Annotated in this window: 9 protein-coding genes; 7 read left to right on the top strand and 2 right to left on the bottom strand. The window is 64.0% G+C overall.

The genetic code is table 11. From position 1 onward, the window contains the following. Nucleotides 1–53 precede the first annotated feature (53 nt). Together RAZWK3B_RS10330 and RAZWK3B_RS10335 are read left to right on the top strand one after the other, a co-directional pair. Nucleotides 54–566, top strand: coding sequence for a hypothetical protein (locus RAZWK3B_RS10330; protein WP_007814842.1), 513 nt, complete (start codon nt 54–56; stop codon nt 564–566). Nucleotides 567–777: 211 nt separating this feature from the next. Then, nucleotides 778–2,805 (top strand): sensor histidine kinase, encoded by a 2,028-nt coding sequence (locus RAZWK3B_RS10335; protein ID WP_007814843.1) that lies wholly within the window; start codon nt 778–780, stop codon nt 2,803–2,805. A 16-nt stretch (nt 2,806–2,821) separates the two neighbouring features. On the opposite strand, the gene glmS is transcribed toward RAZWK3B_RS10335, so the two are convergent. Both glmS and glmU read right to left on the bottom strand, forming a co-directional pair. After that, nucleotides 2,822–4,648 carry a glutamine--fructose-6-phosphate transaminase (isomerizing) gene (gene glmS, locus RAZWK3B_RS10340; RefSeq protein ID WP_007814846.1) on the bottom strand — a complete coding sequence of 609 codons (1,827 nt, stop codon included), beginning with the start codon at nt 4,646–4,648 and terminating at the stop codon, nt 2,822–2,824. Beyond that, the gene (gene glmU, locus RAZWK3B_RS10345; RefSeq protein ID WP_007814848.1) at nt 4,648–6,003 is read right to left on the bottom strand and encodes a bifunctional UDP-N-acetylglucosamine diphosphorylase/glucosamine-1-phosphate N-acetyltransferase GlmU; all 1,356 of its coding nucleotides are present in this window, start codon (nt 6,001–6,003) and stop codon (nt 4,648–4,650) included. The genes glmS and glmU overlap by 1 nt, the downstream gene beginning before the upstream one ends. Before the next feature lie 140 nt (nt 6,004–6,143). On the opposite strand from glmU, the gene RAZWK3B_RS10350 reads away from it, so the two are divergent. The 5 genes from RAZWK3B_RS10350 (at nt 6,144) to RAZWK3B_RS10370 (ending at nt 11,429) form a co-directional block, all read left to right on the top strand. Then, nucleotides 6,144–6,809, top strand: coding sequence for an HAD-IA family hydrolase (locus tag RAZWK3B_RS10350; RefSeq protein WP_007814850.1), 666 nt, complete (start codon nt 6,144–6,146; stop codon nt 6,807–6,809). A gap of 103 nt (nt 6,810–6,912) precedes the next feature. Continuing rightward, the gene (locus RAZWK3B_RS10355) at nt 6,913–8,112 is read left to right on the top strand and encodes a DegT/DnrJ/EryC1/StrS family aminotransferase (RefSeq protein ID WP_037295629.1); all 1,200 of its coding nucleotides are present in this window, start codon (nt 6,913–6,915) and stop codon (nt 8,110–8,112) included. A gap of 282 nt (nt 8,113–8,394) precedes the next feature. Beyond that, entirely contained in the window at nt 8,395–9,558 is a 1,164-nt protein-coding gene (locus RAZWK3B_RS10360) for an isovaleryl-CoA dehydrogenase (RefSeq protein ID WP_007814855.1), read from the top strand. Beyond that, nucleotides 9,555–9,863, top strand: coding sequence for a hypothetical protein (locus RAZWK3B_RS10365; protein WP_007814857.1), 309 nt, complete (start codon nt 9,555–9,557; stop codon nt 9,861–9,863). The genes RAZWK3B_RS10360 and RAZWK3B_RS10365 overlap by 4 nt, the downstream gene beginning before the upstream one ends. A gap of 9 nt (nt 9,864–9,872) precedes the next feature. Further along, nucleotides 9,873–11,429, top strand: a complete 1,557-nt coding sequence (locus tag RAZWK3B_RS10370; RefSeq protein WP_007814859.1) for an AMP-binding protein — start codon at nt 9,873–9,875, stop codon at nt 11,427–11,429. Nucleotides 11,430–11,518 lie beyond the last annotated feature (89 nt).

The raw sequence follows: 11,518 nt of genomic DNA on the forward strand, positions 1-11,518 counted from the left end.
TTGGGCGCGATCTTGTCATTGAAGGCAGTTGAGCCCGGGCGTAAAGTCCTCTTATGAAAACAGTGTTTCGAACCGTCATTCTGGGTATTCTCCTGAGCGGCTGTGCGCAGGTCGAGGGACTATTTGACCGTGTGCGCGGCCCCTCTGAGCCACAGGTCGCAGCGCCCGCCGATGACCAGCCCCGCCCGGAACAGCGTCCCGACGCCTCTCTCTTGTCCGGTGCGGCCCGCACCCCCGAGGCATTCGACACCACGACCGAGGCCGAACGCCGCGCCGCCCGCGCCGACGCGGCCAGCGCAACCGCCGGTGCCACCGATCTCGGCACCACCATCGCCTCTCTGGGGGCGCCGGGCAAGCCCGGCTTCTGGCTGCGCACACCACTGGTCGACAGCCCCGCCAAGGGGCGTCTGGACTATCCCGCCAAAGGCACGTCCGTAGTGGTCGATCTCATCCCGCTCGCGGCCGAGACAGGGGCGGGAAGCCAGATTTCCCTCGCTGCGATGCGCCTGCTTGAGGCCGATCTGACGGGCCTTCCGGAACTTCGTGTGGTCCGTCTCGCGCAGTGATCCGTTGCGCGCTCCGGCGCCCCGCGCCGTGCGGGCTGTTAACGCGGCCTGCGTCGGCCTTCGATACCGACGCGATACCGACGTTTTACCGACGTGATGCCGATCCCTGTTTTTGCCTGTTAATCAGAGGCTTGAGGGGTGATTCGTCCCTGTCTTGCCGGAAAGGGCTGGACCACCGCCCCCGATCCGCGATTATGCGCCTGTGACCCAGATGGAGGATCAGGTGACCACCCCCGAGCCAGACACGCCGCCCCCCGACGCCGCGCAGGACACGATGTGGCGCGCCGTGTTCCGCTCGGTCCGGGTCCGGCTTCTGGTGATCGCGCTCTTGCCGATGCTGGTGCTTGTTCCTGTGATGCTGGGCAGCACCATGATGCGATGGGGCGGCAAGATCGACGAGATTCTCATCACCAAGGTGAACGGCGATCTTACCATTGCAAATCAGTATCTTGGCCAGCTTCTCCAGAACTCGGGAGAACGTCTGGACGGCTTTGCCAATTCCGTCGCGCTGCGTGATGCCATAGGGGATGAGGCAGCCCTTGCCACCCTGCTCGAGAACCAGCGCAAGGCGCTTGGGCTCGATTTTCTCTATGTCACCGACGGTCGCACCACGCCCGCCGGGTTTACCCCCTCCGACTGGCCGGTGATCCGCAGCGCCCTTGATGGAACCTGGCGTAGTGCCGTGGATATCCTCTCCGCCCAGGACCTCAACGCCGTGTCCGCGGGCCTTGATGCCTGGGCCGCGATCCGCCTTGTTCCCACCGTCGCCGCCATCCCCACCGACCGCTCGGTCGAGGACCGTGGCATGATCATCCACTCCGCCGCCCCCCTTCGCCTTGCCGACAATCGCCCCGGTGCTCTGGTGGGCGGGCTTCTGCTTAACCGGAATTTAAGCTTTATCGATACAATCAACGCACTGGTTTATCGTGAACAAAGCCTGCCGGAAGGAAGTCAGGGCACAGCAACACTTTTTCTGGATGATGTGCGCGTCTCGACGAATGTGCGGCTGTTCGAAAATGTGCGCGCCCTTGGAACGCGCGTTTCGGCTGAGGTGCGTGATCGGGTTCTGGGCGAAGGGAAGGTGTGGCTCAATCGCGCCTTCGTGGTCAATGACTGGTATATTTCGGCCTACGAGCCGATTGTCGACAGCCGCGGAAAACGGGTCGGAATGCTGTATGTCGGCTTTCTCGAAGCGCCGTTTCTCGCGGCCAAGAAAAACGCGGCCTTGTCCGTGATGGTTCTTTTCGTACTGATCGCGGCGATTTCCGTACCAATCTTCCTGCGATGGGCCGGGCGCATTTTCCGCCCCCTCGAACGCATGACCCAGACGATCGCGCGGGTCGAGGCCGGCGACATGGATGCGCGCAACCGGCCTGCCCAGGGCACGGGCGAAATTGCGCAGGTCGCGGGCCATCTCGATACGCTGCTCGACCGCATTCAGGAACGCGACCGGCAGCTCAGGGAATGGGGTGAAAGCCTTGAACGCAAGGTCGAAGAGCGGACCCGCGATCTGCGCGACGCCAATCACAAGCTCGAACGCACGACAGAAAGGCTCATCATGTCCGAGAAACTGGCCGCCGTCGGCGAGATCACGGCCAGCGTCGCCCATGAGATCAACAACCCGATCGCGGTCATTCAGGGCAATCTGGATGTCGCGCGCAGCGTTCTGGACCGCGACGCCGACAAGGTGCAGACTGAATTCCGTTTGATTGACGATCAGGTCTACAGGATCAGCGTGATCGTCTCGAAACTGCTGCAATTCGCCAAGCCCGAAGAATATTCCGGGGCAGCCAACGTGATCTCACCGGTCGATGTCGTCCGCGATTGCCTTGTCCTGACTCGCCACCAGACCGAGGTGGCCGATATCGACGTGGTCACGGAATTCTCAAGCGAAAACAAGGTGATAATGTCGCGGACCGAGTTGCAGCAGGTGGTCGTCAACCTGATCCTCAACGCGGTTCATGCCATGGGGGCAAAGGGCAGACTGAGCCTCGGTGTCCATGACGAGGAAGGCGGGGTTGTGATCCGCGTCGATGACACCGGACAGGGGATCGACGCCGCCGTGCTCAAGCGGATTTTCGATCCGTTTTTCACCACCAAACAGGCCGAAGGCACGGGGCTGGGCCTGTCGATCAGCCAGACCCTCGTCACCCGCGCTGGCGGTCAGATCACCGTCACATCCACGCCCGGGACAGGCAGCCGGTTTCGGGTCTGGCTGCCCTGCGCTGCGCGGGAGTGATGGCCTCGCGCTGCGGCTATTCAACCGTAACGGATTTGGCCAGGTTGCGCGGCTGGTCCACATCCGTCCCCTTGGCCACGGCCGTGTGATAGGCCAGCAGCTGCGCGGGAATGGCATAGAGGATCGGGCTCAGAACCGGGTCCACCTCGGGGAGTGTCAGCAGACGCCATATGCCGCCGTCCGCGGCTTCGGCCCCGCACCGGTCGGTGATCAGTATCACCTTGCCATCGCGGGCCATCACTTCCTGCATGTTGGATACGGTCTTGTCGAACAGGGCGTCGCGGGGGGCCATGACCACTACGGGCATGCGCTTGTCGATGAGTGCGATGGGGCCGTGCTTGAGTTCACCCGATGCATAAGCTTCGGCGTGTATGTAGCTGATTTCCTTTAGTTTCAATGCCCCTTCAAGGGCCAGTGGATACATCAGGCCACGGCCCAGAAACAGGGCGTTGTCGGCCTCGGCAAGGCGCCGAGCGGCCTTCTTGAAATCGTCGTCCATCTCAAGCGCGATATTGATCGTCGCCGGCAGTCCGCGCAGCTTGGACAGAAGGTCCGCGACCGCATCCTCGCTCAGCGTGCCGCGTGCCTTGGCCGCCTTGATCGCCAAAAGCAACAGCACCGTCAACTGGCAGGTGAACGCCTTGGTCGACGCCACCCCGATCTCGACCCCGGCATGGATCGGCAGCGCCAGATCGCTTTCCCGAGCGATCGAGCTTTCGTCCACATTCACCACGCTGACGATCCGCTCCGCCTTGCCCGCGCAATAGCGCAGCGCCGCCAGCGTATCGGCGGTCTCGCCCGATTGACTGACGAAAAGCGCCACCCCGCGCGGCGGGATTGGCGGCTCGCGATAGCGGAACTCCGAGGCGATATCGACCTCGACAGGCAGTCGGGCCAATTGCTCGAACCAGTATTTCGCCGTCAGGCAGGCATAATAGGCCGTGCCGCAGGCCACCATCGTCATCCGGTCGATCTGCGTGAAATCCAAACCGTCGCCGCCGGGCAGGATGACGTCGCGCCCATCCGCCGACAGGTAATGCCCAAGCGCATCGCCGATCACCGCGGGCTGTTCGGTGATTTCCTTGGCCATGAAATGCTTGTGCCCGGCCTTGTCGATCCGGGTATTGCCGATGCGGATGGTCTTGACCTCCCGCTCAACAGTCTTGCCCTCGGCATCGGTGATCCACAGGCTGTCGCGTGTCACGACGGCAACATCACCCTCATCGAGATAGGTGATTCTGTCCGTCAGCGACGCAAGCGCGATCGCGTCCGAGCCGACATACATCTCGCCATCCCCGTGCCCGATCGCCAGGGGACTGCCCTTGCGCGCCGCGATCATCAGGTCAGGCTCGCCATCGAACAGGAACAATAGGGCATAGGCTCCCTCGAGCCGCGCCAGTGTCGCGCGGGCGGCATCGACAGGGGGCATTCCCTGCTCGAGATGGTAGTGGGTCAGCAGGGCGACCGTTTCTGTATCGGTGTCTGTCTCGTGATTGAGGCCTTTTTCGGCCAGTTCGGCGCGCAGGTCGCGGTAATTCTCGATGATCCCGTTATGGACCACGGCCACGGGACCCGAGCGGTGGGGATGCGTGTTCGACAGATTGGGTGCGCCATGGGTGGCCCATCTTGTGTGGCCGATGCCGGCCTTGCCCGCCAGCGGTTCATGCACCAGGAGATCCGACAGGTTCACCAGCTTGCCGACCGCGCGCCGCCGGTCCAGCCGGCCGTGATTCAGCGTGGCGATCCCGGCGCTGTCATAGCCGCGATATTCCAGCCGCCTCAGCGCCTCAACCAGTGTCGGCGCAACTTCATGCGTCCCGAGGATCCCTACAATACCGCACATTATTCTGCCCCTTTATCGCGTTTTGCCTTTTTGGCCTTTAGAATTTCGAACATTTTGCGGGCCATCCCTGGTTTGTCCACCTGTGCGCTGCGCGCCAGCGCCAGGGCGCCCTCGGGCACGTCGCGCGTGATGACCGAGCCCGATCCCGTCATGGCGTCATCCCCGATGGTGACCGGGGCGACCAGCATGGTGTTCGATCCGATGAACACGTTTCGGCCAATCTCGGTATGGTGTTTCATGACGCCGTCGTAATTGCAGGTGATCGTGCCCGCGCCGACATTGCTGGCGGCGCCCAGATGCGCGTCGCCGATATAGCTCAGGTGATTGACCTTGGCGCCTTCGTCGATGATGGCGTTCTTGATTTCGACGAAGTTGCCGATCCGCGTGTCTTCCGCCAATTCGGCGCCGGGGCGCAGGCGGGCGTAGGGTCCGACGACCGCTCCGCGCGACACATGGCACCCTTCGAGATGCGAAAATGCCCGGATGCGCGCACCGGACTCGATGGTGACGCCGGGTCTGAAGACGACATTCTGCTCGATCAACGTATCGCGGCCGATCACCGTGTCATGTGCGAAATGCACCGTGTCCGGGGCAATCAGCGTGACACCATCCTCCAGCGCCGCGGCGCGGGCGCGGGCCTGAAAGGCGGCCTCGGCCAAGGCCAGTTCGCTGCGGGAATTGATACCCAGTGTCTCGGCCTCGTCACACAGGATTGCGGTGGCCGAAAGCCCCTGCGCCTGTGCAAGCCCCACGATATCGGTCAGGTAGTATTCGCCACTGGCATTGTCATTTCCCACCGCGTCAATCAGTTTGAAAAGGGTCGCGGTCTGCGCTGCGATTACGCCCGAATTGCACAGGGTAATGGCGCGAATGGCCTCATCGGCATCCTTGAATTCCACAATTCTTTCAAGGCTCTCGCCGTTCATGACCAGCCGACCGTAGCGCGCGGGGTCTGCCGCGTTGAAGCCCAGAACGACCACATCATGTCTGGCACGGGCCTTGGCCATCCGTTCAAGCGTCTCGGTGCTGATGAAAGGCGTATCGCCATAAAGGACAATGGTGTCACCGGTGTGACCCGCCAGCAGCGGAGCGGCTTGGGCCACGGCATGCGCGGTACCCTTCTGCTCGGACTGAATCGCGATCTCGACGCTGTCATCATGGGCCAGTGCGGCTTTTTTCACGTCCTCTGCGCCATGTCCCGCCACGATCACAGTCCGGTCAGGCTCGAGCGCGGCGCCGGCCTTCATGGCATGCACGATAAGCGGCGCCCCGGCCACCTCGTGCAGGACTTTCGGCAGATCGCTGTTCATGCGTGTGCCCTGACCTGCGGCCAGGATGACAAGGGCTGTACTCATTCCGGCTTTTCCTTCGTCGACTGGCCCCCGTTTTATCGGGTTGCCGATGCTGTGCAAGGTCGCATTGGATCACACTAGATTGCGGTATATGTCAGTCGGGCGCGGATGGGCGCAGACCAAAGGTAAAGGGGCGGGCGGCGATGCGGACTGTGGTTTTCGATCTGGACGGGACTTTGGCGGATACCAGCGGCGATCTGATCGCGGCGGCCAATGCCTGTTTCCGGGCAATGGGTGAGGGGGATCTTCTGCATCCGGTGGCTGATGCGGGGACTGCCCTGCGCGGCGGTCGGGCAATGCTGCGCCTTGGGCTGGACCGGCTGGGCCGGACGCAGGACGAGGCCGAGGTGGATCGGCAATATCCCCTGTTGCTGCAGGCATATGAAGGCGCGATCGACACGCATACCATGCTTTATCCCGGCGCCATGGACGCGGTCGAGGGGCTGCGGACTGCGGGCTACAAAGTGGCCATTTGCACCAACAAACCCGAGGGGCTTGCGCGCCTTCTGATGACCCGGCTTGGTGTTCTGGAGGCCTTTGGGTCCCTGATCGGGGCCGATACGCTGCCCGTGCGCAAGCCCGATCCCGAGGCGCTGCGCGAAACCGTGCGCCGGGCCGGGGGTGATCCGGGGCGCTGTGTGTTGGTGGGCGATACCGAGACCGATCGCGCGACGTCGCGCGCGGCGGGGGTTCCGTCGATTCTGGTGACGTTCGGGCCAGCGGGCCAAGGGGTTGCCGATCTGGCACCCGAGGCGCTGTTGGGCTGCTACACCGAGTTGGGCGACACCGTGCGCCGTCTTATCGGATAGGTTTTCGGAGGGCGCGCAAGCGGCTTTCGGGTTTCGTGAAGAACCGCCCGGGCTGATGCCAAACCCATTGACCCGGACGGGCAACAATCGCAAAGAATACGCCATGACAGATGTTTTCAAAGGCAGTTTCACCCAGCAGGAATCGATCCCCGAAGAGGGGATTGCGGCGGCGGTCGAGGTGATGCGCAGCGGGCGGTTGCACCGCTACAATCTCGTCGGGGACGAGGTTGGAGAGACGGGCCTGCTTGAGCGGGAATTCGCCGCCTATACAGGGGCGCGCTATGCGCTGGCGGTGGCGTCGGGGGGGTATGCGATGTCCACGGCGCTGCGGGCGGTGGGGGTCAGGCCGGGACAGCGGGTGCTGACCAATGCCTTCACGCTGGCGCCGGTGCCGGGGGCCATTGCGAGTGTGGGCGCGGTGCCGGTGTTTGTCGGCGTGACCGAGGATCTGGTCATCGATCTGGATGATCTGGAGGCCAAGTCGGATCAGGCTGACATCCTCATGCTCAGCCACATGCGCGGGCATCTGTGCGACATGGAAAGGTTGATGGAGATCTGCGACCGCGCCGGGATCACGGTGCTGGAGGATTGCGCGCATACGATGGGGGCTGCCTGGAAGGGGCGCGCGTCGGGGCGGTGGGGCAAGGTGGGGTGCTACAGCACCCAGACCTACAAGCACATGAACTCGGGCGAGGGCGGTTTTCTGGTCACCGATGACGATGAAGTCGCCGCGCGGGCAACGATGCTGTCGGGGTCCTACATGCTGTACGGGCGCAATGGGACGGTGCCGCCGGAAGCGATATTCGCGGATGTGAAATACGAAACTCCCAATGTTTCCGGTAGGATGGACCATTTGCGAGCGGCGATCCTGCGGCCGCAGCTGGCGCGGCTGGACAGCCAGTGCGCGGCGTGGAACGCGCGCTATCACAAGGTCGAGGAAGGGTTGCGCGGCACGCCGGGATTGCGGCTGGTCGAGCGGCCCGAGGAGGAGAAATTCGTCGGCTCGTCGATCCAGTTCCTGCTGCTGGACTGGGACGAGACGGCGGTGGGCGAGGTGGTGGCGCGCTGCCTGCGGCGCGGCGTGGAGCTCAAATGGTTCGGGGGCGCGGAGCCGGTGGGCTTTACCAGCCGCTATGACAGCTGGCGCTATGCGCCGAGCGAGCGGATGCCCAAATCGGACCGTATCCTGAAAAGCATTCTGGACATGCGGCTGCCGCTGACCTTCAGCCTTGAGGATTGCGCGCTGATCGCGCGGATCATCCGGGCCGAGGTGGGCGCGGTCTGGCAGGGTGCGCAGAGCTGAGCGTTAATCGCAGTTAAAAAATCGGTGACGGCACTGCGCGCGGATGGCGGCGCAGAGTGCGAATCTCTTTGTTAACAAGGGGAATGACCGCGGAATCGGCCTTCGGTATCGCGTCGGTATGACGTCGGTATCGCGTCGGTATCCTGTCTGCAAAACCCGAGAAAAGGCATGAGTTAACGCAGCGTGCGCCGGGCATGCGATGCGCGGGATTGACCGGACGGCGCAGTTGCGGCTATAAAATGAACAACTGTTCAATAAATGCCGAATTCGGGAGAGAGGCGCATGTTCAACGCCGTCATGCAGTTTGATCTGGGCGAGGATGTGAACGCCCTGCGGGAGATGGTTCACCGGTGGGCACAGGAGCGGGTCAAGCCGCTGGCCGGGGCCATCGACCGCGACAATGACTTTCCGTCCGACCTGTGGCGCGAGATGGGCGATCTGGGTCTGTTGGGCATCACGGTGCCCGAAGAGTATGGCGGTGCCGACATGAGCTATCTGGCGCATGTCATCGCCATCGAGGAGATCGCGCGCGCCTCGGCCAGTGTGTCGCTGTCCTATGGGGCGCATTCCAACCTTTGCGTCAATCAGATCAAGCTGAACGGGACGCCGGAGCAGAAGGAAAAATACCTGCCGGGTCTGGTCAGCGGCGCGCATGTCGGCGCGCTGGCGATGTCCGAGGCGGGCGCGGGCAGCGATGTTGTGTCGATGAAGCTGCGGGCCGAAAAGCGCAACGATCATTACAAGCTGAACGGCACCAAATACTGGATCACCAACGGCCCTGACGCCGATACGCTGGTCGTCTATGCCAAGACCGATCCGGATGCCGGATCGAAGGGGATCACCGCGTTCCTGATCGAAAAGACCATGAAGGGCTTCAGCACCAGCCCGCATTTCGACAAGCTGGGGATGCGCGGATCGAACACCGCCGAGCTGATCTTCGACGATGTGGAGGTTCCCTTCGAGAATGTCCTTGGCGAAGAGGGGCGCGGGGTGCGCGTGCTGATGTCGGGGCTGGATTACGAACGGGTCGTGCTGGCGGGGATCGGGACCGGTATCATGGCGGCCTGTCTGGATGAGATCATGCCGTATATGGCCGAGCGCAAGCAGTTCGGGCAGCCCATCGGCTCGTTCCAGCTGATGCAGGGCAAGATTGCCGACATGTACACGGCGATGAATTCGGCGCGCGCCTATGTGTACGAGGTGGCCAAGGCCTGTGACCGGGGTGATGTCACCCGGCAGGATGCCGCCGCGTGCTGCCTTTATGCCAGCGAGCAGGCCATGGTGCAGGCGCATCAGGCGGTGCAGGCGATGGGCGGGGCGGGCTTTCTGGCGGATGCGCCGGTCGCAAGGCTGTTTCGGGATGCCAAGCTGATGGAGATCGGCGCCGGGACCAGCGAAATCCGCCGGATGCTGGTGGGCCGCGAATTGATGGGCGCCATGGGATGACACGGCGCTGGCTGCTTTTCGTGCCGCTCGCCGCCATTGTGGCGGTGGCGGCGGGAATCGGCCTTTTGCTGGGTGGGCGCGCTGTTCTGACCACGGAAACCGATGTGATCGAGGCGGTGGCGGACCGATATCTGGCCGAGGCGGGCGCCGGGGCCGAGCGCACGGATTGTCAGGCGCGGATCGCGCAATCGGACGGGCTGTGGCTGGTGGTGATCTGCGAGGACGCCGAAGGCGCGGGATACGAGTATTTCATCGACCGGTTCGGCCGGGTGGCTGACCGCAAGCGCCTTGATGGGCGGGCGTGAGGGGCCGGGATGCTGAGACGCGCGCCATATGACACGCTTTACCAAGGCTTTCGCTGGCAGATACCTGCGCGGCTGAACATGGCGGCGCAGGTCTGTGACGACTGGGCCGAGACAGACCCGGACCGGGTGGCGATCATCGATCTGACGGCGGAGCGGCGCGAGACCAGCTATGGCGCGCTGCGCGAGATGGCGGATGCGCTGGCGCTGCATCTTGCAGGGCAGGGGATCGGGCGCGGCGACAGGGTTGGTGTGCTGCGCTCGCAGGATGCGTGGTGTGCGGCGGCGCATGTGGCGATCTGGAAGCTGGGGGCGGTGTCGATTCCGCTCTTCAAGCTGTTTCAGGTCGATGCGCTGCGCACGCGGCTGACGGATGCGGGTGCGCGGATCGTGGTGAGCGATGGTGACGGGGTTGCTTTGCTTGAGCAGGTGCCGGGTGTCGCGGCGCTGGTGCCGGAAGAGGTGGATTTGCCCCAAGGGCGCATGGGGTCTGCGGAGACCGGCCCGGAAGATGCCGCCGTGCTGATCTATACCAGCGGGACCACCGGCAGCCCCAAGGGGGCGTTGCATGGTCACAGGATGCTGTTGGGGCATCTGCCGGGGGTCGAGATCAGCCATGATTTTCTGGGCCAGCCGGGCGATTGCCTGTGGACGCCCGCGGATTGGGCGTGGATCGGGGGGCTGTTCGATGTGCTGATGCCGGGGCTGGCGCTTGGGGTGCCGGTGGTGGCGGCGCGCTTGCCGAAGTTCACGCCCGAGGCGTGCGCAAGGGTGCTGCGCGAGGGGGGTGTGCGGAATGTCTTTTTCCCGCCGACGGCGCTCAGGATGCTGAAGGCCGAGGGCTGCGCCGTGCCGGGATTGCGCAGCGTGGCCAGTGGCGGCGAGCCCCTGGGCGCAGAGATGCTGGACTGGGGGCGGCGGGCCTTTGGGCTGACGATCAACGAGTTTTACGGCCAGACCGAATGCAACATGGTGGCCAGTTCCTGCGGCACGCTGTTCGCGCCGCGCGCGGGCGCGATCGGGCGGGCGGTGCCCGGCTTCGAGATCGGTGTGATCGACGGGCAGGGGCAGGCGGTTGTGGGCGAGGGCGATATCGCGATCCGGCGTGGCACGGCCAGCATGATGCTGGGCTATTGGAACCGTCCCGAGGCGACCGCCGAGAAGTTTCGCGGCGACTGGATGCTGACCGGCGACCGGGGTGTGCTGGAGGAGGGGTATCTGCGTTTCGTGGGGCGCGAGGATGATGTCATCACCTCGGCCGGGTACCGGATCGGGCCGGGGGAGATCGAGGATTGCCTGCTGACCCATGAGGCGGTGGCGACGGTGGGGGTGATCGGCAAGCCCTGCGCGCTGCGCACGCAGATCGTGAAGGCCTATGTGGTGTTGAAGCCCGGAGTGGCGGGGACGGATGATCTGGTCCGGGCGCTGCAGGACCACGTCAAGGCGCGGCTGGCGGGGCATTGCTATCCAAGGGAGGTGACGTTTCTTGACGCGCTGCCGATGACGGTGACGGGCAAGGTGATCCGTCGCGCGCTGAAGGCGCGGGCCGCCGGGGAGGGGGTGTTATGACGGGTGGCAGAGAATATGTCCGTGGTTGTGTCTCGGGTGACGGGCCTTGTGGTCGTATCTCGTGGTTTCCAATGCGCCGGACACGGCGT

Source organism: Roseobacter sp. AzwK-3b, assembly GCF_000170875.1.
Classification (GTDB): Bacteria; Pseudomonadota; Alphaproteobacteria; order Rhodobacterales; family Rhodobacteraceae; genus Roseovarius; species Roseovarius litoreus.

What these genes read in the sequence shown, in the direction of transcription:
- RAZWK3B_RS10330 (WP_007814842.1), top strand. Translation starts at nt 54, where the DNA reads ATGAAAACAGTGTTTCGAACCGTCATTCTGGGTATTCTCCTGAGCGGC.
- RAZWK3B_RS10335 (WP_007814843.1), top strand. Translation starts at nt 778, where the DNA reads ATGGAGGATCAGGTGACCACCCCCGAGCCAGACACGCCGCCCCCCGAC.
- glmS (WP_007814846.1), bottom strand. Translation starts at nt 4,648, where the DNA reads ATGTGCGGTATTGTAGGGATCCTCGGGACGCATGAAGTTGCGCCGACA.
- glmU (WP_007814848.1), bottom strand. Translation starts at nt 6,003, where the DNA reads ATGAGTACAGCCCTTGTCATCCTGGCCGCAGGTCAGGGCACACGCATG.
- RAZWK3B_RS10350 (WP_007814850.1), top strand. Translation starts at nt 6,144, where the DNA reads ATGCGGACTGTGGTTTTCGATCTGGACGGGACTTTGGCGGATACCAGC.
- RAZWK3B_RS10355 (WP_037295629.1), top strand. Translation starts at nt 6,913, where the DNA reads ATGACAGATGTTTTCAAAGGCAGTTTCACCCAGCAGGAATCGATCCCC.
- RAZWK3B_RS10360 (WP_007814855.1), top strand. Translation starts at nt 8,395, where the DNA reads ATGTTCAACGCCGTCATGCAGTTTGATCTGGGCGAGGATGTGAACGCC.
- RAZWK3B_RS10365 (WP_007814857.1), top strand. Translation starts at nt 9,555, where the DNA reads ATGACACGGCGCTGGCTGCTTTTCGTGCCGCTCGCCGCCATTGTGGCG.
- RAZWK3B_RS10370 (WP_007814859.1), top strand. Translation starts at nt 9,873, where the DNA reads ATGCTGAGACGCGCGCCATATGACACGCTTTACCAAGGCTTTCGCTGG.